The following is a 20,166-nucleotide window of genomic DNA, read 5'->3' on the forward strand; positions in this document are numbered from 1 at the left end:
TTGCAACAGATAGGCCGATGGTGCGATGCCACACAATTGGGGTGACTTCGCGCTAGTGTCCTGATCGCGAAATTCGTCACCTTATGCCGCAGATGTAGAACGAATTTCGCGATCTGAAGGACACTAGCCTAAACTATTAGCTAGTGTGATTCAGATCGAGAAGTTCGCTTCTCGACCCAGCCGCAGATGGTGTGGCGAACTTCTCGATCATCACACTAGCCGGCGCTATAGAAGCAGCCGCCCTGCTACGGCAAGCAAAAAGCGCCGTGCAGCCATGGTACATGAACCGAATGATGAACGACGAAGCCGCCCTGACGCAGCGCCTGGAGCGCCTCGCCGCCGCCCTCGAGCGGCTGGCTCCGCGGCCGCCGTCTCCGGCAGACTTCGAGGCGGCCGAAGCGTTCGTCTGGCACGCCGACGAAGAGCGCTTCGAGCCGGTGACCCAGGTCAACCGCGTGCCGTTGAGACTGCTCAAAGGCCTTGCCGGCGTCGTCCCACAGCTTACCGAGAACACCAAGCAGTTCGCCAGCCGGCTGCCGGCCAACAACGCCCTCCTGTGGGGGGCCCGCGGCATGGGCAAGTCATCGCTCGTCAAGGCCGTGCATGCCGACGTGCGCGCCCGCCTCGCCAAGGAGCTGCGCGCCACCGGCGCCGACCTGAAGCTGGTCGAGATCCACCGCGAGGACATCGCCTCGCTGCCCCGCTGTCTGGCGGCGATGCGCACGAGCCCGCATCGCTTCATCGTCTTCTGCGACGACCTTTCCTTCGACAAGGACGACACGAGCTACAAATCGCTGAAGGCGGTCCTGGAGGGCGGCATCGAGGGGCGGCCGGAGAACGTCATCTTCTATGCCACCTCCAACCGGCGCCACCTGATGCCGCGGGAGATGGTCGAGAACGAACGCTCGACCGCCATCAACCCATCCGAGGCGGTGGAGGAGAAGGTGTCCCTGTCTGACCGCTTCGGCCTATGGCTCGGCTTTCACAACTGCAGCCAGGACGACTACCTCGACATGGTGCGTGGCTATGCGGCGCACTACAAGCTCAAGGTCGGCGACGATCAGCTCGTGCGTGAGGCGCTGGAGTGGAGCATCACCCGCGGCGCGCGCTCGGGGCGCGTCGCCTGGCAGTTCACGCAGCACCTGGCGGGCAAGCTCGGTAAGCGCCTCGAGACGTAGCGCAGCAAGTCTCGTCCGCTCTCCAACAGAGGTGCGCTTGACAGGCTCCGTCGTAAGGGCTTGCGTGACCTCCAACTAGAATGGGGAGAATTTTCTAATGCGCACGCCATTCACTCGCGCCGCGGCTGTCTTGATCCTTGCACTTGTCGGCGCCGGGACGGCACGCGCCGATGATCCACCCTTCGTCGGCACGTGGTCGCTCGATCCCGCCCACTGCGGCGCCGGTCAGGAGAGCGAGAACGCGCCGCTTGTCGTCACGAAGGAGCGTTACGACCAGCACGAAAGCCACTGCAGCTTCAAGTCGGTCGAGGAGAGGGACGGCGACTGGAAGATCGCCTCCGAGTGCACGGTCGAAGGCAGCGCCATGCCTTACGACTTCCTGCTGACGGTATCGGGCGACACGCTCACCTTCACCGATAGCGGCGGTCCGCGCGACTTTCTGCGCTGCAAGTGACCGGCGGCCGCTCTCCTCGCCTCCTTTGACTCCGGCGCCGCCAGGTATTTGCGCTAAATGCGCATAACGCGGCTTACGGCGTCTTTTCATTCCTCTGCTTGTGTCGGCCTGCGCCAGCAGCCGAGGTACACCATGCCGCAGAAATCAGAGAAGTGGTCGAAAGAGGTCACGGAGCACGACCATCCGTTCGCGCTCCCACCGGGCATCTTCAAGTCGGCGGACCCGGACGTCATCGCCGCCGCCCTGCAGCATTCGGCCGAGGATCCCAAGCGGGGCTCGGACGATCCCTATCGCACCGCCATGTCGATGCTCGATTTCTACATCAACCGCGCCGGCCAGAACCTGTCCGACAGCGACCGTGCGGCGCTCGACAAGGCCAAGACGGCGTTGCGCAAGCGCTTCGGCAAGAGCGCCAGCTGACGTCCACAGCACTCTTCGATGCTCACGACCTGACCGCCACGTTGACGGTCTGCGCCGCGCCAGAGGTGGCGCCGGCGCGATCGGCGACGACGACGGCGAAGCTCGCCCGCGGCTCGTCGGTGCCGTCGTGGCGGAACAGCACCGTGCCCTGCTCGAGGTCGGCCTGCGTGAAGGCGTCGACAGGGCGCGCGGGATCGGTGGCCAGCGTGACGAAGCCGTTCCTCACCTGCGAGACCGTGAACGTGAGTTGCTCGGCGGCATCGTCGGGGTCGAGAGCGGAAAGATCCTGCAGCGTGATGCGCACCGCCTTCCCCTTGTCGACCGCTAGATCGAGGTCGCCGGAGATCGACGGGGGAACGTTGCGCATCTCGGCGGTGAGCATGCCGCCCATCTCCATGGCGAGCTTGCCGTACTTGACGTTGCCGGTGACTTCGCCGGTGCCGCGGATGCTGATCAGCTGACGCACGAAGATGTCGCCCTGCAGCGTGCCGCGAACGTCGGCGCTTTCCACCTTCACCTTGCCGAAGCAGCGTCCGCCCGGCTGCACGATGAGCTGATCGCCAGCGATATCGCCCTCGACGTAGCCGAACACCTCGATGCGTCCGCCATTGCGGATCTCACCTTTGAGGAAGGTATCTTCTCTGATGATAAGAACGCGAGACTTGTCTTCCACTGGCCGACCCATGTCCAAGCGAATGCGCCGCTACTGGTGCCCACGAATAAGCCAGCACGGTGACAGATCCGAGTGCGAACGATCCACGAGGTAAATGGGGCAAGATCAGCCGTTTCGCGCCCGCAACAATGTGGACACACCTGGCGCATAATCCACAGGACGCGGAGCTTCGATGCCTTGAGAATGACCACCACTGGGCGCAGCCTACGGCCGCTATCCAAGTTTCCTGCAGGGGGTTCCAATGTCCAAACTGGTGCGATCCGGAATTTCGGTGGCCGCCGTCGCCGCTCTCGTTGCCCTGGTCTCATCCGCCGCCTCGGCCGCGGAGCCCAAGGATTGCCGCAGCTTCAGAGCCGTCGGAAGCGGCCTCAATGAGAGCATCGCCTCGCTGATGGCGACGCAAGGCGCCGTCAATCTGGCGGAAAACCGCGGCTATACTGTGCAGGGCGAGGCCAAGCTCGTCTCGTGCACCTCGGCCGGCATTTTCGGCACCGAGTGCGCCGCGACCTCGTACGCCTGCAAGTTGCCTCACTGAGGCGCCTACCTGCACTTGAGCATGCGTCGCGCCCCACGAAGGCGCGGCGCCTTTTTGTGCGCGCTATCGTATTTCCAACCAGCATGCCACTTCGCGAATCACAGCTTTGCGCGTTGTCTAGTGCCGAATAACTATTGCCAACAAAAAACCTCTTGATTGTTGCAATGTCGCCACATACTCTTCTTGCGTAAGTATCGAGCACCGCCGCCGCCATGCTCACGCTTTTGGATCCCCCGAGTTTAAAGTCGCGTACCAGCTCCGCGGACGTCGTGACGGACGCCGGCTACCGCCGGCTGGTCGCGGGCGAGTTTCTGTTTCGCGAGGGCGATCAGCGCAGCCACGTGTACCGCGTCGAGAAGGGCTCCATCTGCCTTTTCAAGGAGCGCCTCGACGGCTCTCGGGACGTCATCGAGTTCGCCTTTCCGGGCGACCTCGTTGGTCTCGGATATCTCGACAGCCACGTTTCCAGCGCCCAGGCAACCATGGAGACAGCGCTCAGCTGCTTGCCGCACTCGGCGCTCGAGCCGGTGTTGGACAAGAGCCCGGGCAGCAAGTCGCGCCTTTCGGCGGCGATCGAGCGCGAGGTCGCCTTTCTCAAGGAGGCGCAGGTCCACACCGGCCAGTCGAAGGCGCTCGAGCGCATTGCCGCCCTGCTCGTCACGCTCGCGCGTTGCAACGCCTACGAAGGTCGCGATCCAGCGATCATCGCCGATTCGCTGAGCTGCGGTGTCGTAGCCGGCTACCTCAACATGAGCATCGATGAGCTCGCAGGCGCCCTGAAGGAGCTCGAGTCGCGCGACCTCGTGGAAGCCTCGACGAAGGGCCTGCGGCTCAAGAACCTCGATATGCTCGAGCACCTGGCTGACGCTGGCGGACGCAACGCCACCGGCGCGTTATAGTCGGAGCATCGGCTTCGACGGACGCGCATTTCATGGACCCAACGCAGGACAACGCGGCGCGACTGCCGCCCGGGCGCATCGGCCGTGCGACGTCGACGGTGAGTGAGGCGCAGACGGCGCCGCGGCTCGGCAGCGGCCGGGCACCGGTATACGGCACCCCAGCCATGATCGCGCTCATCGAGGCGGCGGCCGTCGCCTGCGTCGAAAGCGAGCTCGCCAAGGGGCAGGAAACGCTCGGCGTGCATGTCGATGTTGAGCATATCGCCGCCACCCCTGTCGGCCTCACGGTCACGGCGACGGCAGAGCTGATCGAGCGCAACGGGCGCAAACTCCTGTTCAGTGTCGTCGTGCACGATGAGCGCGAGGTCATTGGACGCGGCCGTCACACGCGCATCATCGTCGACAGCGCGCGCTTTCGTGCCAAGGCCGAAGCCAAGCGCAACGGCTGAGCAGCAAGCCGCGCCCACCACACCCGCCGCGAAATCGGCTTCGCCGCACGCAAAACATCCTGCAAACACCTTGCACGGAGCACGCAAATCTCCGCACAATGACGGGGAATCAAGCAATAAGCCTGCGAGGCAACCTCGGGGAGGTTTCGATGCGCACGATTCTGACCAAGACCCTCATCGCCACCGCGGCGCTCTGCAGCCCACTCGCGCTCCACGTCGCCCAGGCGCAGCAAATGGGGCCGACGCCCGGCGGGGCACCGCAGCCGCAGTTGGAGGCCGCTCCCGCCCCGTCACCGCAGATGGGACCGGAGGCGCCGGCGGCGAAGCAGACCGAGTGTCCCGGTAATCCAAATCCGCTCGGCGTATCGCGCGTCGTGGAAATCGACACGACTGGCGGGCCCGGTTTCGGATTCCAGCACTACAAGTCGTACGACTTCCTCAATCCGAAAGAGGTGGTGCTGACGTTCGACGATGGGCCGCTGCCCAACCGCACGACGGCAGTGCTCGCGGCGCTCAACGCCGAATGCACGAAGGCGATCTTCTTCTCGGTCGGCAAAGTCGCCGCTGGCTATCCGGAAATCCTGCGCGACGTCGCGAAGGCCGGTCACACGGTCGGTGCGCACACGATGCTGCACAAGGACCTCTCCAAGATGCCGTTCGAGGAGGCCAAGAGCGAGATCGAGAAATCGTTCAGCGTCATACACCGCGCCGTCGGTGGACCCTCCGCTCCGTTCTTCCGCTTCCCGTTCCTGCGCCATTCGCCCGAGACCTTGAAGTATCTCGCCGATCGCAACGTCGCGGTGTTCTCCACCGACATCGACAGCTTCGACTTCAAGGGCGGCAAACCGGCCGCGCTCGTGAAGCGCATCATGGCGTCGCTGCAAAAGCATGGTAAAGGCATCATCCTGATGCACGATATCCAGCCGCATACCGCAGCGGCGCTGCCCGAGCTGCTGAAGCAGCTTAAGGCTGGCGGCTACAAAGTGGTGCAGATGACGGCGAAAGCGCCTATCCAGACGCTGCCCGAGTACGACGAGCTAGTTCAGAAGGACATGCAGGGCATGCCGACGGCATTGTCCGACCGTCCGATGAATTCCGTCGTCAAGACGATCAGCGGTCAATAATTAGCCACACCGCTTTGGTCGATCGCGCTCGGCGGCCCCGGCGTTATCCGGGATCTGCGCAACCGCGATAGGCTACAGCGCTCATGAGATCGATCCCGTCGGGCCTGGTGGCCACCGCAGTCTTTATCCTCGCGCAGAGTGCCGCACACGCGGCAACCTGCACGGCGGATGACTTCGCAGCAGCCGTCGACAAGTCGGGAGCGGCGCTGCGCGCCTTCAACGCCGAGGCACTGCCGAAGCTGCAGGACAAGCTCAAGCAGCTAAAGGAGAAGCGCGGCTGGGCCGGCGCCGATGACGAGGAAAAGGCGCTGGCCGCCGTGCGCGATGAGCGCACCGCGAAGCTCGATACCGACGCCGAAGACCTGATCATCAAGATCGATACCCTTGGACGCCCACCGGAGAAGGGCCCGCCAGACTGCAGCAAGCTCGCCGAGCTCGAGGCCGCAGGCCTGGAGTTGCTGGCGGTGATGAAGGCCAAGTCGAACCACACCCTGGCGAAGCTCGACGCAGCCATTGCCGGTGGCAGCAAGCAGGCGAAGGCGGAGGAAACCAGGCCCACCGCGGCACCTGCGTCGAACCCTAACGTGACGCCGCCCAAGCCGGTGGCCAAGTCGACCGCGCAAAAGTGGGCGACGCAGACGACGCCGCATCCGGGGGCGCGCGTCGAAGCCGACATGCCCACTCTGGAGCCAGGGCCGTCCGTTGCCATGCTCGAGCCACTGCCGCCCGAGCAGGTCGGCTACACCATCGATGAGATCCGCGAAATCTCACGCGGCTTCTTCGGCACCATCTCGACCGAGCTTGGCAGCGTCATTGAGTACGCCTTCTCGAGTGCGGGGCGCCCGGATGGCTACGTGCTCGGCACGGAAGGCGGTGGCGCCTTCCTCGCGGGCCTGCGCTATGGCAGCGGTACGCTCTACCTGCGCTCTGGCGGAAGCGGAAAGATCTACTGGCACGGGCCGTCGATCGGCACCGATTTGGGCGCTTCCGGCTCGCGCACGATGTTCCTCATCTACCGGCTGCGCGAGCCGGAGGCGCTCTATCGCCAGTTCACGGGGGTCGATGGCTCCGCCTATTTCATCGGCGGCGTCGGCATCACCTTCTTGAAGGGCGGCCAAGTGCTCATGGCGCCGATCCGAACCGGCATCGGGCTGCGGCTCGGCGCCAACATCGGCTACATCCGCTTCACGCCGCGCCCGACGTGGAACCCGTTCTGACGGCGCTTCGCAGCGGCGGCACACCAAGCGTCCTACCGGAGGCGCGCTCCAGGATTCCTGCCGAAGGCAGGCAAACTACCAAGCATTATAAGCGCCGCTGTACTGCTTCTTCTTGGCTCGCTTCACCTTCGGCTGATAGGCCGACTGACTGTAGCCGAACATGCCGCCCCAGGGCTGGACAACCGGCTTGGCGTAGCGACGACGACGCTCCTCGGCGACCACCGGCGAATACGGCGGCTTGCCGCGCACGGTGACGCGGGTGAGCTGCATGCCGTGCTTCTGCACCAGGTTGTAGAAGACTTTCGCGTTTTTCGGATGGGCACGGACGCAGCCATGAGACGCTGGTCGGCCCAGCTGGCCGGTCGCGTTGGTGCCGTGCACGGCGACGCCCTCGTTGAAGAACACCGAGTAAGGCATCGGCGACCAATGATACTGCTTGGAGTAGTGCATGCGCGCCGTGTAGTGCGGCGTGTACGTGCCCGTCGGCGTCCTGTAGCCGCCGCGCGCCGACGAGATTTTCCAGCTCGCGATCACACCGTTCTCGTCGGAGACGGTCATCGTCTGCGTGCTGAGATCGATGACGGCGAATAGGGTCGGCTCAGGCGGATCGAGCGGTGCCGCCTGCTCCGCCTCGGCCGGGACGATGACGGCCGCCGGCGGCAACGCGGCGTCGGAGGCTTGCGGACTGGAGAGCGACGGGGCCTCGGCCGCCGGGTCGGCGGCGGCGAGCACCACCGGGGCCTCGGCAGAGGCCGATGAGGCAAAAGCAACTGCGGCGAGGGCCGCACACACCGCCACTACTGAACGCATCGCTAGCAACCTCCCCCTCAACGTTGGGTTCTAAGCCTCCACACTAGATGGTGAACGATGCGGAAAGCTTAACGGCAGTACCGTGTTAGCTAGGCGCGCGACGGCGCCGTGGCAACTCGTCGACAACTTCCCATCCCCGCGGCCCCTCCCGCAATAATGTTGCTGGGCCAGCACGGCGCGAAGGCGCATTTCTCGCCCGGCGTGTAGCGCCCGGGCAGCACCGCCGTGTCAGTTGAAGAGGAGCTGGAAGATGGTTTTCGGCTTCCGCCGGCGCGGACGGCGCTCTTCCTGATACGAGGAGTCGAGCTGACCCCATGGCGACCAGCCGCCTTGCTCGGTGCTGGTATACCGGCGCGGGTCGGCGCCTCCCCGCCCGGCGCGCAGGATGAACTCGTCGGTCGCGCCGTCAACGCTCGCCACCACGACGCGATCGTCCTGCCAGGTCCAGGTGGCGACCTTCTTGCCCTCGCGGTGGGGCTCGATCCCGACCACCGAATTGTTGTCGAGGTCGAGGATCGCGATCTGCTCGATCTCCTCCGGCCCCATGGCACCGGGGATGACACCGCCGGCGAAGCGCAGCGTGGCGATGCCGCGCAGGGGAGGCTCCTTTACCTGCCACTCGAGCAGTCGCGGCTGGCCCTCGCCGGCCATCTCCAGCGGAATGCGCAGGCGACGGAACTGATCGCTGACGGCGTAGTAGTGGCTCCCTTGTTGGACCACACGCCAGCCTTCGATACCGGCGCCGGCAATCTCACGATCCTCGGCATTGGCGGCGTCGCCGGCTAGACGCTGCAGGCCATCGGCAGCGAGCTTCAAGCGCGGCTGCAGCGCGACGGCCTTCTTGTAGTCGGCGATCGCCTGATCCACACGCCCCTGCGCTTCCTCGATCTCGCCCTTGGCCCACAACACCTCGGGGCCATCGGGATCGAGCTTCTCGGCCGTTTCGGCGTCCTTCACGCCGACGTCGGTTTGCCCGCTCATCTTGTATACGACCGCGCGATAGGCGAAGCCGGTGCCGGAGCGCGGATCGAGCTCAATGGCGCGGTTGAGATCGGCAAATGCCTCCTCCCAGACCTGGGCAATGCCATTGGCCAGGCCGCGCGCCGCAAACCCACGTGCCGAGCGCGGATCGAGCGTCGTCACGTACGTGAAGTCCTTCAGCGCGGCAGCGACGTTGTCCGATGCGAGGTAGGCTTGCCCGCGCAGCAGGTAAAGCTCTGGATTGCTGGCATCGAAGGCAATGGCGCGCGACAGATCCTCGATCGCGTCCTGCACGCGCATGATGTCGAGCTTGGCCTCGGCGCGGCTGCGATAGGCGGTGGCAAAGCGCGGGTCGGCGGTCACCGCGCGCGAAAAATCCCGGATAGCGGCGTGCGGCCGTCCGGCCGCGAGGTGCACGCGGCCACGCCCGGCGAGCGGGGCTGCCGACTGCGGCATGAGACGCACAGCGGACGTATAATCGCGGATGGCCTGATCGTTGTGGCCGACCTTGGCATAAGCGCCGGCGCGGTTCGACAGCGCGGCGGCATAGCCGGGCGCCAACACGATGGCACGGTTGAAATCCTTGATCGCCTCATCCGGGTAGCCGAGCGCGAGCAGCAGGTTGCCGCGGTTGTTGTAGATCGCCGCGTATTCGGGGAATAGCTGCGCGGCGCGATTGAAATCGTCGATGGCAAGCTTGGTCTGGCCGAGGCGCGCATAGGCGACGGCGCGGTCATTGAGGATGGTGGCACGCCGATCATTGGGCAGCGCCGGGTCCTTGAGCGCCTCGGTATATCCGGTCACTGCCTGACCTGCATCGCCGCGCACGAGCGCCGTGGCGGCGTCCTGCGCTTTCAGACCCGCATCGGCGGGAGCGGCAAGAGCCCCCACGCTAGGCAGCGGAATGAGCGCCATGGCTAGAAGAGCCGGTCGAAGCATGCGACATCTCATGCGGGGTTGCTTTGACAGCGGCAGCAGCCACCACCGTCCCGAATCCAGCATACGGCATTAGCCCCCGATTGTGGCGCCCAATCGTTACCTCTCGGGATGTTGGCTAGGCTGTCCGAGGAGGGCGCGCAAGACCGCCGGCAGGCTCTCCGGCAGGTCCTCGGCAATGAGGCCGGGGCCGAAGGCGCTGGCAGCGGCCCCGTGCAACCAAACGGCGGCGCACGCGGCCTCGAACGCTGCCATCCGCTGCGCCAGCAGACCCGCCACGAAGCCGCCGAGCACATCGCCGGCGCCGGCCGTTGCCAGCCAGGGCGGCGCGTTCTCGTTGATCGTCGCACGACCATCAGTGCCGGCGATGACCGTATCCGGTCCTTTGAGGACGACGGTAGCGCTCGAGCGCAGCGCCGCGGCGCGGGCGCGCGTGAGCTTGCATTCGCTGCCGAGGTCGGAGAACAGGCGCTGGAACTCACCGTCATGCGGGGTGAGCACGACGGGGCGCCCGGCGATAGCCGTGATGGCACGGAAAAGATCGTCGGGGTTGTCGGCGAATGAGGTAAGCGCATCCGCGTCGAGCACCGTCGCCGCTCCAGACGCGAGGGCGGCGTGGACGAGCTGCCGCGTCGCCTCGCCGACGCCCAGCGCCGGCCCGAGCAGCACGGCGTTCTTGCGCTTATCTTCGAGAATGCGGGCAAGGCCCGCCGCGCGATCGAACGGCAGCAGCATGATGGCGGTGAGCTGCGCGGCGTTGATGGCGACCGCATCCTCGGGGCTGGCGACGGTGACGAGCCCGGTCCCGATACGCAAAGCGCCACGCGCGCCAAGACGCGCCGCCCCCGTATGTGCCACCGGACCCGACACCACGACCGCATGGCCGCGGCTGTATTTGTGGCCATCGAGTCTCGGCCACGGAAAGCGTGCGCCCCACAGCGCCGGCGCATTCGCCCAGGTGCTGACACCGATCTCGGCGAGCACGCTGTCGGGGATGCCGATGTCATCAACGATCACGGGGCCGCACAACTGGCGCCCGGGCATGAGCAGATGCCCAGGCTTACGGCGAAAGAACGTGACCGTACGGGTTGCTTCGACGACGGGGCCGGTTGGCTGTCCCGTGCTACCGTCGAGACCGCTCGGCACATCTACGGCCAGCACCGGCAGCGTCGCGGCGTTGATGGCGGCAATCGCGTCGGCGGCCACCCCCGCGATCGGCCGCGCCAATCCCGCGCCGAACAAAGCATCGACGACGACGTCGGCTCCATCGGCGACGCGCCCCGACAATGGGCGGATCGCACCGCCCCAGCGCTGCGCCATGACGGCGGCGTCACCCTTCAGCGCGCCGACCTCTCCCAGCAGAGCCACATCCACTTCGGCCCCGCCCTCGCTGAGGTAGCGCGCGGCAACGAACCCGTCGCCGCCATTGTTCCCAGGCCCGCACAGAACCGCGACCCGCCGGCCGGCCCCGAGCATCGCGCGCGCCTCGCGCGCCACGCCGCGGCCGGCGTTCTCCATCAGGGTCAGGCTCGGCGTTCCATGCACCGCCGCCAGCCGGTCGGCACGGCCCATCTCATCGGTCGTCAGCAGCTCGAGCTCGGCTGCCGAGTTGCCAATCGAATAAGCGGACTGTTTGACCATTCGGGCGCCTGCCGATTGCACATGCTGTATTTCTATGCAAATTGCCCGACTCTTGGGCAAAAGCGATGCCTAATTCACCGCGGCGACGCTCCAACTTGCAGATAACGCTCTGTATTTCCAGGAGCTTATTTGCGCCCAGGAGTTGGCATGGGCCATGCTAACTTCTGGCCGTTCGCGCAAGCCGCCCTTGCAGAAACCAGATAAGCTCGGAGGGGCCAGGGGTCATGAAGAAAATCGAAGCCATCATCAAGCCATTCAAGCTCGATGAAGTGAAGGAAGCCCTGCAGGAGATCGGTCTCCAGGGTATCACCGTGCTCGAGGCGAAGGGCTTCGGTCGTCAGAAAGGACACACCGAGCTCTACCGCGGCGCCGAGTACGTCGTGGATTTCCTGCCCAAGGTGAAGATCGAAGTGGTTCTCCCCGACGAGATGCTGGACAAGGCCGTGGACGCCATCCAGAAGGCTGCCAAGACTGGCCGTATCGGCGACGGCAAGATATTCATTTCTGCCATTGACAACGCTATCCGCATCCGCACCGGTGAAACCGGCGCCGACGCTATCTAAGAAAAGCTATAAGAGGGGCCGCGAACGGCCCCTTTTTCCGGGGAAACGCCGCGTTAGGCTATCAACAGGGGAGTCTCATGAAGAGCGCCAGCGATGTCCTGAAAGCGATCAAGGACAAGGACGTCAAGTTCGTCGATTTCCGCTTCACCGATACCAAGGGCAAGATGCAGCACGTGACGGCGCATGCGAGCACCGTCGGCGAGGACACGTTTGCGGACGGCTACGCCTTCGACGGCTCCTCGATCGCGGGTTGGAAGGGCATCGAATCCTCCGACATGCTGTTGATGCCCGACGCGTCCTCGGCCCACCTCGATCCGTTCTTCGCCCAGTCGACGATCGCCCTCTTCTGCGACGTCCGCGAGCCCACCACCGGCCAGTACTACGAGCGCGACCCGCGCGGCATCGCCAAGAAGGCCGAAGCCTACATGAAGTCGACGGGCGTGGGCGACACCATCTTCATGGGCCCCGAGGCCGAGTTCTTCATTTTCGACGACGTGCGCTTCTCGGCTGATCCTTACAACACCGGCTTCCGCGTCGACTCCACCGAGCTGCCGACCAACACCGGCACCGAGTACGAGATGGGCAACCTCGGTCACCGTCCGCGCACCAAGGGCGGCTACTTCCCGGTGCCGCCGATCGACAGCTGCCAGGACATCCGCTCGGAGATGATCTCGGTCATGGCCGAGATGGGCGTCACGGTCGAGAAGCACCATCACGAAGTCGCTGCCGCGCAGCATGAGCTCGGCATCAAGTTCGCGCCCATGGTCACCATGGGAGACCATCTGCAAATCTATAAGTACGTCATCCACATGGTCGCCCAGGCCTACGGCAAGACGGCGTGCTTCATGCCCAAGCCGATCTTCGGCGACAACGGCTCCGGCATGCACGTCCACCAGTCGATCTGGAAGGGCGGCAGCCCGACGTTTGCCGGCAACAAGTATGCCGACCTCTCGGAGACAGCGCTCTCCTACATCGCCGGCGTCTTGAAGCACGCCAAGGCGATCAACGCCTTCACCAACCCGACCACCAACTCCTATAAGCGCCTGGTGCCGGGCTACGAGGCCCCCGTGCTGCTCGCCTACTCGGCCCGCAACCGCTCCGCCTCGTGCCGCATCCCGCACGTGTCGAGCCCCAAGGCCAAGCGCTTCGAGGTCCGCTTCCCCGACCCGGCCGCCAACCCCTATCTCGGGTTCACGGCCATGCTCATGGCGGGTCTCGACGGCATCCTCAACAAGCTCAATCCTGGCGATCCGATCGACAAGAACCTGTACGACCTGCCGCCGGCGGAGCTGGCCAGCATCCCGACGGTCTGCGGATCCTTGCGCGAGGCGCTCGACAGCCTCGACAAGGACCGCGGCTTCCTCAAGATGGGCGGCGTCATGACCGACGACATGATCGACGCCTACATCGAGCTGAAGATGGCGGAGAACATGCGCTACGAGATGGCCCCGCATCCGATCGAGTACGAGATGTACTACTCGGTCTAAGCGGCCGGCACGACCACGGCGAGGTCCGGGAGCGATCCCGGGCCTTTTGCTTTTCGCCGCCGGCTCAGAAGTAGAAGAGCACCGCGATGAATACCGCCGCCCAGCCGACGAGCCACAGCCGCCGCGCCTGGCCGGCGGTCCAGTCGCCGAGGCGGCGCGCGACCTGCGACCAGGAGATCTGCGCGATCAGCGCGATGAAGAGGCCGATGCCGAGCCCGGCGATGACCGAGCGATAGTCGAGCGTCGGGCTGCCCAGCTCGAAGCCGGCAATGGTGGTGGTGCCCGTGCCGGCCGGCGCCACCACGATCCCGGCGGCGATCATCAGCCCGAGGGCGAGCATCGAGAAGAAGCTGAGAACGGAGCGCATATGGCACCAGCGCGAGCCAATATCCGTGCAAGCTACACGCGCGATTTCAACAAGCCCTTAACCATGCGCGGCTTGGTTGACATGGCGCCGAGGGGGCACAGGGTTGTATCGCCCCTTAACGGCAAAGGAGGTCTAGGAAAATGTCGCCGCCCGGCCAGCCGCAGCCGCTTTTCGCGACGCCTTGGAGGGTGTCGCGGCGAGTGGCCGATCCGAAAACCAGATGACGAGAGCGGTGTGTGCGGCGGGTTGCCGCCGGCCCTTGCGGCGCCGACCCACCGCGATACCAAGTATCAGCCCGCGAGCTGGGCAGGGCTTGCATATGGAGCAGAAGTTGCAGCCGCAAGGGCGCAGCCGCTCGAATCGCACATCAGCCCGAAGAGCCCGGATGGTCATCTGTTCCGGGCTCGTCTTTGACCAGGTCTCTACAGCCGTCGAAGCACAACCGTTCATCCCCCGAGAATATTTGTAGAAAATTCACCATGAGCGTGTCAGGTTCGAAGCGTGGCATGATTAGTTTTTGAGCGTATTTCAAGTGCCTGTGCTTGCCGCCTAAGGCGCCGTGCCATTTGGCGAGTGCAATGCTGCCATATCGCTGCATGAAGGGTCGACGACCGTATGTCGGCGATGGCTCGCGATAGCGGCACACGAAGGGGAACCGCGCTATGCGCGCCGTAACGTCCGAGCTCGACAGCGGCAGCCCGACGGAAAGCTTCCTGCGGGTCCTCGATCAGTTCGCCGCGCTGCGCACCTATTCGAGCGCTTCTCCGACGGTCGGTGGCTATCGCGTGCTGGCGCCGCGCCGCGCCGCATCGCGTAAGCCGAGGCGCTCCTATGTTCCGCCGCCATCGACGGTCGCAGCACTGGCCGGCGCCCGCATGCGGCTCACCGGCTTCCTCTCCGTTCTGTTCATCGGTGGCCTCGGTCTCGCCGTGCTCGCCGGCCCCGCCAGTTGTCCATGCTCGACCACCTCTGCCGTAGCCGAGCGTTCTTCGCTATCGCGTCTCGGCTACGTGCAGAATGCGCGCCTGGTGAGTGCGCGCGAGATCGCCATGCACGAGCCCGAGCCGGCTGTACTGTCGAATGCCGCGTTACTCGAGCCCGACGCGATCGCGAGCGGGGTTTCGCCGATCACCACTTCAGCGCTCGAGTCTTCGCGCGACATCCCCTCCTTCACCGATGACCTCGCCGCGATCAAGGTCGGGAGGTTGCCTGGGAAGATCGAGCAGCTGGTCGAGGCCGGTCCGCCGCCGACGATCAGGCTTGCCGCTGCCCCCAGCGCCGAAAGCGACGTGCCGCCGCCGCTGCCGGCCATCGAGGTCGCGACGCCCCCCATGACCGAGGTGACGGCGACCGACGCTGAGCGCGTGGCCGCACCTAGACTGCGGTCGCCGCGCAAGCGGATGTCGACGCGGGCCTACCGCACACCGAACCGCCAAGCGCCGCTGGCGAAGAAGGCTGCTGATGCACAGCTTGCCCAGCGGGCGCCCAAATGGGCGCAACAGATGTTCATGACGCCCTGGCAGTCGCAGGCCTTTTCTTACACGCAGTAGCGCCACGACAGCGCCCGCCATCGCCGCGACACAGACGCTCGGCAGCCTCGCAGGATGACTCGCGATCTCCTGTCTTTTGTTGGCGTGCTATGGCTCGTTGCAGCGTCGACGCCGACGACCGCCGCGGCCACTCCCGGCTATGCTTGGCAACATGCGCAGGTGAGCGAAACGCTCGCCCAGCGCATCCCTCCCCCACCCGGGTACACACGCCTTCCCGCCGCCGAGGGAAGCTGGGCCGCCTGGCTGCGCGGGCTGCCGATGAAGCCAGCCCACGCGCCGGTGCTGATCTACACCGGCGCGCCAAAGTGGCGGCAGGACGTGCACGCCGCCGTCGTCGACATCGACGTCGGCAAGCGCGACCTGCAGCAGTGCGCCGACGCCATCATGCGCCTGCGCGGCGAATGGCTGTTCGCCTCCGACCGCAAGGAATCCATTCGCTTCAACGATACGCACGGCAAGCGCCTGCGGTTCTCCGCACGCCGCGACGATGGCTACGCGTCGTTCCGCAAGTACATGGACTACGTGTTCGCCTATGCCGGCACCTACTCGCTCGAGCGCGAGCTAAAACCGGTGCCGCTCGCTGACATCGAGATCGGCGACGTGTTCATCAAGGGCGGCTTTCCCGGCCACGCCGTGCTCGTCGCCGACATGGTCGAGAACACGCAGACGGGCGAGAAGCGCTTCCTGCTGCTGCAGAGCTACATGCCGGCGCAGGAAATGCACGTGCTCAAGAGCCCCGCCGCCGGCGACAGCACGCCGTGGTACCCAGCATCCTTCGACGGCGATCTCATCACGCCCGAATGGACATTTCCAGCCGGCTCACTGCGCCGCTGGCCTTGAACGGGGCTGCTGCGCGCTAGCGGACGATCGCCAGCGACGCGAGGCAGACGAGAACGTAGGCGGCCAGTCCGGCGACAGCTTTGAGGGCCATGTCGGGATCGGCCTGCGTCATCATCTGAGCCAGGGCAAGGCCAAGGCCGACGAGGCCGATGGTGAACAGAACGAGGCCGACGAGCACTCCGAAAGTCCCACGCATGGAGCTCCTCCCTGTGATGCCGACGGTATCGCCCGTCTATTGTTTGTCTCGAACGCGCGGATGCTCCGCGAGACGCGGCGCTTATGTGAGCCCGCCGCACACGGAGCCGTCAATCAGTTTTGCGTGGTGCGCTGCGGCTAGGGCTGCGCGGGCGGCGGCGCCTCCGGCACGATGTCCGCGGCCGGCGGTTGGGGGCCCGCGTCGCCGAGCGGGCGCACGGCGACGTAGAAGGCCGTCGACGCAAGCAGCATGACGATGACCGACACGATGACGATGGTCCTGCGCTTGGTGGCCATGACCCACGCCGGGTTGATGAGGCCGAGCACCAGGTACAGCACGACGAGGACGAAGATGAGCTGGAACGACCAGGAGGAATAATCGAGAAGCGCGTCGGACATGGAATGACTCACCGCGAGGAATGGCGATGCCATCTTTGCGGGCGACAGCTTAAGGGAATGCCAACCGCCGCCTCGTGTTGTCGTGACATCCCGGCCAGCCCGTTTTACCGGAGCACTTAGCGTGCCGAGGCGAGGGCCAGCGGCAATGCGTCGGCAAGTACGGCGAGATCCTCGTCGCGGCCGCAACTGATGCGAAGGCAGCGGTCGAGCGGCGCCACGCCCGGCATGCGCGCGAACACATCCTGGGCCAGCAGCCCGTCGAGCACACGACGGGCAAGGTCGCCGTCGCCCCCACAATCGATGGTGACGAAGTTGGCGGCCGAGGGTAGCGGCCTGAGGCCATTGTCGCGCGCGATGGCGCCGATGAGGTCGCGTGCGAGTGCGATGCGCGCCACCGCATCGGCAAGGAAATCCTGATCCTCGAGCGCCGCGAGCGCCCCCATCTGGCCGACGCGATTGATGCCGTAGTGATTGCGAATCTTCTCGAAGGTGCGGATCAGCCTCGCCTCCCCGAGGCAATAGCCGATGCGCGCGCCGGCCAGGCCGTACGCCTTGGAGAAGGTGCGCAGGCGGAGCACCTGCGCGTTGCCGACGTCGATGGGCAGCAGCTCGGATGCCGGTGCGGTGTCGCAATAGGCTTCGTCGAGGCACAGCAGCACGCCATCGGGCAGCTGCGCGATGAGCTCGCGCAGCGCTTCGGCGCCCCAGAAAGCGCCCATCGGGTTGTCGGGATTGCAGACGTAAAGGATGCGCGCATCCTCGCGTCGTGTTGCATCGATGAGCGCGGCGAGGTCCTGACGGTCGTCGCGGTAGGGAACGCGGACAAGGCGTCCGCCGCCGGCGGCGACGTGAAAATTGAAAGTGGGATAGGTGCCGTCGGAGGTGACGACGGCAGAGCCCGGCTCGACGGCGAGCTTGACGCTCAAGCCCAAGAGGCCGTCGATGCCCTCGCCGATGACGACGTTATCCATGCCAACGTTGTGGAACTGCGCCAGGGCGGCGCGCAGATCGTGGCTTTCCGGATCGGAGTACATCCAGTTTCCGTGCGCCGCCGCGCGCATGGCGTCGATTGCCCGCGGCGACGGTCCGAACAGGCTTTCGTTGGCGCCGAGGCGGGCGCGGAAGGGGCGCCCGCGCGCTCGCTCCAGCGCCTCTGGACCGATGAACGGCACCAAGGCGGGAAGGCTTTCGACGAGGGAGGTGAGGCGCGGACGCGGCATGCGCATGGGTCTGGCACCCCGTGCAGCCCGGCGTCAACAGAGGCGTACTTGTCATCCCGGCACTTGTTGCCGGGATGACAAGCGCAGCCTGGGTGTCCCGAACCCAAAGCCAAATGGGAGCGGACACGGGAGGGGACAGTTCCATGGGTTCACGATAACCTTGATGTACAGCCGAGGACGCTCCATGCAGAGGCCACCGTCCGGACACTTCATAGATCCTGAGCCATTTAGGGCGTACTGCAGGGAAGCCGCCTTCGCGCCCGGCGCGGTTTTGAGGACGAAAGGTCTTCTTTCCATCGATATGTACCTGCTGACGGACGGCGAAGTCGAAGTCAGCGTAGAGCGGAACGGACAGCCAGGCGCCATCGCCACCGCCCAGCGCGGGGCGCCCATCGGCGAAATCGGGTTTCTGACGGGAGTGCCGGCGACCGCGACGGTGACGGCCAAGACAGAGTCGCGCGCGCTCTATATCGACGACCCGACGTGGCGCGAGATCGAACGCAGTGAGCCCGCCTTGGCCGTCGAGCTGTATCGCACGCTCGCGGAAGTCGCCGAAGGAAGGCAAAGTTACAATCTGCGTTTTCTTGCTGCCGGCGAGGCTCCACAGCCGGACATCACGAGCAAGGTCGTGCTGTGCCGCACGCCAGAGCAATTATTGGAGGCGCAACGGATCCGCTACGAAGTCTACTGCGAGGAGTTGGGGCGAACATCTCCGTTTGCCGATCCCGAGAAGAGGGTCATCGCCGATGACCTCGACGAGACCGGCCATGTGCTGCTGGCGCTGGAAAACGAAGCACCGATTGCGACGTTGCGCATGAATATGGCACGCCACGGTCCCCTTGGATTGCTCACGGAGTTGTACGGTATGGCGCAATCTCCGCACCATCCGGAGGACACGGCGATAGTCACCAAGTTCATCGTCAGGAAGGACCACCGCGTCGGACAGAGTTCGTTCCGCTTGATGACAACCGCCCTAGAGATGGCGCAGCGTTACGGCATTAGGCAGTGCTTCATGGATTGCGTGCCGGAACTGCAGCCATTCTTCACGTCGTTGGGCTTCACGCAGTCCGGGCCCCCGTTTCTGCATCGCGAGAACGGCCGTTCCTACCCGCTCGTGCTCGACATCGAACGGCACGCCAAAAAGGTCGGCCGCTTGGCCGCTCTCGTGCTTCGCTGAAGTCCTATCATCAGTCCGCACGCTCGCGCAGATGGCGCATCGGTCGCTGCTCCAGCACGACGCGGTGGAACAGCCTCTCGTAATCGGTCCATTCCGTAGCGAACAGCCTGTCAAAGAACCGCGTCGCGAGACCGTAATTGTGCGTATATCGGGCGTGATGGAGGGAATGGTATGTCGTGCTCGTCATCACCTTGCCCAAGAACGAATTGTAGTCGCCCGGCCGGAACTCGAAGTTGGCGTGACCGAACGAGTTCATCACCAGATAGCCGACGTACCAGAAGACGATGCCATGAAAGTTCAGCGGCACGACGACATCGATAATGGCCAGCACGCCGAGGTAGCCGAGATCGAAGATCAACTTCTCTGAAAACGAGAACGAGATGGCCGTGAACGGGCCGTTCACGTGACTCTTGTGATGCTCCGCGTGGATCCAGTGCAAAGCCTTCAGGTGCATGGCGCGGTGCGAGACATAGTGCCAGAGCTCAGCCCACACGAATGCCAGGGCAAGTGTCGCAAAGAAACTCGTCCCGCTCCGGCTGGGGAAAAATCCGACGTAAAGAAATCCCGCGAGGATCACGGCGTGCATTGGGGTCCAGATAGAATTCTTCAGCTCCCGGCGCATCTGCTTGCCCTGGATCGAAGCATCGTAGATTTTGCGGTCGCAGATCGACCAATTGCCCTTGTAGGCCGCGTAGCACATCGCGGCCATGATGTGGCCGATCGTGGCTACGACGAGCAGCCCAACCATTTCATCCCAGAACATGCTCTCTCCTCCCGCGGTGGCTAGAATTGGCGGCCGCGATCGGATCCCGAAGCGGAGATCGCGGTTTCGCTCCCCAGTCTTTGAGGATTGCCGCGTTCGGCGCTGTTCCGAAGGTAACGCGGGCTGGAGAAGGCCTGCCTGCTTTCAGACTGCTTCGGCCCGTCGGCATCGCATGCGTGCGGAGCCAATTACACGTCGGTTTCGGGTTAAGAGCGTCGCTACCGCGGCCCGAGGCTGACCATTACACGACAGGTACTCTTTCGTCTCGCGAGTTCGTGGCTGCTTGGC

At 65.0% G+C, this 20,166-nt stretch carries 22 protein-coding genes; 13 read left to right on the top strand and 9 right to left on the bottom strand.

Going from position 1 to position 20,166, the window contains the following annotated elements; all coding sequences use genetic code 11:
• Window positions 1–293: 293 nt before the first annotated feature.
• The 3 genes from F9K20_RS03160 to F9K20_RS03170 all read left to right on the top strand — a co-directional run bounded on the left by F9K20_RS03160 (window position 294) and on the right by F9K20_RS03170 (window position 2,052).
• The gene (locus tag F9K20_RS03160; protein ID WP_290997363.1) at window positions 294–1,178 is read left to right on the top strand and encodes an ATP-binding protein; all 885 of its coding nucleotides are present in this window, start codon (window positions 294–296) and stop codon (window positions 1,176–1,178) included.
• A 97-nt stretch (window positions 1,179–1,275) separates the two neighbouring features.
• Complete coding sequence (locus tag F9K20_RS03165) at window positions 1,276–1,632, top strand: hypothetical protein (protein ID WP_290997364.1); 357 nt, start codon at window positions 1,276–1,278, stop codon at window positions 1,630–1,632.
• 132 nt (window positions 1,633–1,764) lie between these two features.
• Window positions 1,765–2,052: a DUF3175 domain-containing protein gene (locus F9K20_RS03170; RefSeq protein WP_290997365.1), complete on the top strand. Its 288-nt coding sequence runs from the start codon at window positions 1,765–1,767 to the stop codon at window positions 2,050–2,052.
• 22 nt (window positions 2,053–2,074) lie between these two features.
• Here the strand turns inward: F9K20_RS03170 and F9K20_RS03175 are convergent, their stop codons facing one another.
• Entirely contained in the window at window positions 2,075–2,725 is a 651-nt protein-coding gene (locus tag F9K20_RS03175; protein WP_290997366.1) for a polymer-forming cytoskeletal protein, read from the bottom strand.
• A gap of 241 nt (window positions 2,726–2,966) precedes the next feature.
• Here F9K20_RS03175 and F9K20_RS03180 point away from each other — a divergent pair, with 241 nt between their 5' ends.
• From F9K20_RS03180 to F9K20_RS03200, 5 genes are all read left to right on the top strand, one after another.
• Window positions 2,967–3,260 (top strand): hypothetical protein, encoded by a 294-nt coding sequence (locus F9K20_RS03180; protein WP_290997367.1) that lies wholly within the window; start codon window positions 2,967–2,969, stop codon window positions 3,258–3,260.
• Window positions 3,261–3,472: 212 nt separating this feature from the next.
• Entirely contained in the window at window positions 3,473–4,159 is a 687-nt protein-coding gene (locus F9K20_RS03185; RefSeq protein WP_290997368.1) for a Crp/Fnr family transcriptional regulator, read from the top strand.
• Window positions 4,160–4,191: 32 nt separating this feature from the next.
• Window positions 4,192–4,608: a thioesterase family protein gene (locus F9K20_RS03190; protein WP_290997369.1), complete on the top strand. Its 417-nt coding sequence runs from the start codon at window positions 4,192–4,194 to the stop codon at window positions 4,606–4,608.
• Between the two features lie 149 nt (window positions 4,609–4,757).
• A complete protein-coding gene (locus tag F9K20_RS03195; RefSeq protein ID WP_290997370.1) occupies window positions 4,758–5,732 on the top strand; it encodes a polysaccharide deacetylase family protein in 975 nt (324 codons plus the stop codon).
• 83 nt (window positions 5,733–5,815) lie between these two features.
• The gene (locus F9K20_RS03200; RefSeq protein ID WP_290997371.1) at window positions 5,816–6,949 is read left to right on the top strand and encodes an EipA family protein; all 1,134 of its coding nucleotides are present in this window, start codon (window positions 5,816–5,818) and stop codon (window positions 6,947–6,949) included.
• 75 nt (window positions 6,950–7,024) lie between these two features.
• Here the strand turns inward: F9K20_RS03200 and F9K20_RS03205 are convergent, their stop codons facing one another.
• From F9K20_RS03205 to F9K20_RS03215, 3 genes are all read right to left on the bottom strand, one after another.
• On the bottom strand, window positions 7,025–7,759 hold the full coding sequence (locus F9K20_RS03205) for a L,D-transpeptidase (protein WP_290997372.1): 735 nt from the start codon (window positions 7,757–7,759) through the stop codon (window positions 7,025–7,027).
• Between the two features lie 228 nt (window positions 7,760–7,987).
• Entirely contained in the window at window positions 7,988–9,679 is a 1,692-nt protein-coding gene (locus tag F9K20_RS03210) for a tetratricopeptide repeat protein (protein ID WP_290997373.1), read from the bottom strand.
• Between the two features lie 96 nt (window positions 9,680–9,775).
• The gene (locus F9K20_RS03215; protein WP_290997374.1) at window positions 9,776–11,317 is read right to left on the bottom strand and encodes an NAD(P)H-hydrate dehydratase; all 1,542 of its coding nucleotides are present in this window, start codon (window positions 11,315–11,317) and stop codon (window positions 9,776–9,778) included.
• Window positions 11,318–11,541: 224 nt separating this feature from the next.
• Between F9K20_RS03215 and F9K20_RS03220 the strand changes: the two genes are divergently transcribed.
• Both F9K20_RS03220 and glnA read left to right on the top strand, forming a co-directional pair.
• The gene (locus F9K20_RS03220) at window positions 11,542–11,880 is read left to right on the top strand and encodes a P-II family nitrogen regulator (RefSeq protein WP_290997375.1); all 339 of its coding nucleotides are present in this window, start codon (window positions 11,542–11,544) and stop codon (window positions 11,878–11,880) included.
• 77 nt (window positions 11,881–11,957) lie between these two features.
• Window positions 11,958–13,367 (top strand): type I glutamate--ammonia ligase, encoded by a 1,410-nt coding sequence (gene glnA, locus F9K20_RS03225; protein WP_290997376.1) that lies wholly within the window; start codon window positions 11,958–11,960, stop codon window positions 13,365–13,367.
• A gap of 64 nt (window positions 13,368–13,431) precedes the next feature.
• Here glnA and F9K20_RS03230 read toward each other — a convergent pair whose 3' ends face one another.
• Complete coding sequence (locus F9K20_RS03230) at window positions 13,432–13,734, bottom strand: hypothetical protein (protein ID WP_290997377.1); 303 nt, start codon at window positions 13,732–13,734, stop codon at window positions 13,432–13,434.
• 662 nt (window positions 13,735–14,396) lie between these two features.
• Between F9K20_RS03230 and F9K20_RS03235 the strand changes: the two genes are divergently transcribed.
• The gene (locus F9K20_RS03235) at window positions 14,397–15,284 is read left to right on the top strand and encodes a hypothetical protein (protein ID WP_290997378.1); all 888 of its coding nucleotides are present in this window, start codon (window positions 14,397–14,399) and stop codon (window positions 15,282–15,284) included.
• Window positions 15,285–15,338: 54 nt separating this feature from the next.
• Window positions 15,339–16,124, top strand: coding sequence for a DUF4846 domain-containing protein (locus F9K20_RS03240; RefSeq protein WP_290997379.1), 786 nt, complete (start codon window positions 15,339–15,341; stop codon window positions 16,122–16,124).
• 16 nt (window positions 16,125–16,140) lie between these two features.
• Here F9K20_RS03240 and F9K20_RS03245 read toward each other — a convergent pair whose 3' ends face one another.
• From F9K20_RS03245 to F9K20_RS03255, 3 genes are all read right to left on the bottom strand, one after another.
• Window positions 16,141–16,320, bottom strand: coding sequence for a hypothetical protein (locus F9K20_RS03245; protein WP_290997380.1), 180 nt, complete (start codon window positions 16,318–16,320; stop codon window positions 16,141–16,143).
• A 137-nt stretch (window positions 16,321–16,457) separates the two neighbouring features.
• A complete protein-coding gene (locus F9K20_RS03250; RefSeq protein ID WP_290997381.1) occupies window positions 16,458–16,718 on the bottom strand; it encodes a hypothetical protein in 261 nt (86 codons plus the stop codon).
• A gap of 116 nt (window positions 16,719–16,834) precedes the next feature.
• Window positions 16,835–17,944, bottom strand: coding sequence for a pyridoxal phosphate-dependent aminotransferase (locus tag F9K20_RS03255; RefSeq protein WP_290997382.1), 1,110 nt, complete (start codon window positions 17,942–17,944; stop codon window positions 16,835–16,837).
• Window positions 17,945–18,122: 178 nt separating this feature from the next.
• On the opposite strand from F9K20_RS03255, the gene F9K20_RS03260 reads away from it, so the two are divergent.
• Window positions 18,123–19,115 (top strand): GNAT family N-acetyltransferase, encoded by a 993-nt coding sequence (locus tag F9K20_RS03260; RefSeq protein WP_290997413.1) that lies wholly within the window; start codon window positions 18,123–18,125, stop codon window positions 19,113–19,115.
• A 10-nt stretch (window positions 19,116–19,125) separates the two neighbouring features.
• Here the strand turns inward: F9K20_RS03260 and F9K20_RS03265 are convergent, their stop codons facing one another.
• Window positions 19,126–19,878, bottom strand: a complete 753-nt coding sequence (locus tag F9K20_RS03265) for a sterol desaturase family protein (protein ID WP_290997383.1) — start codon at window positions 19,876–19,878, stop codon at window positions 19,126–19,128.
• Between the last annotated feature and the right edge of the window lie 288 nt (window positions 19,879–20,166).

Source organism: Hyphomicrobium sp. (assembly GCF_009026145.1).
In the GTDB taxonomy this organism is placed as follows: Bacteria; Pseudomonadota; Alphaproteobacteria; order Rhizobiales; family Hyphomicrobiaceae; genus Hyphomicrobium_A.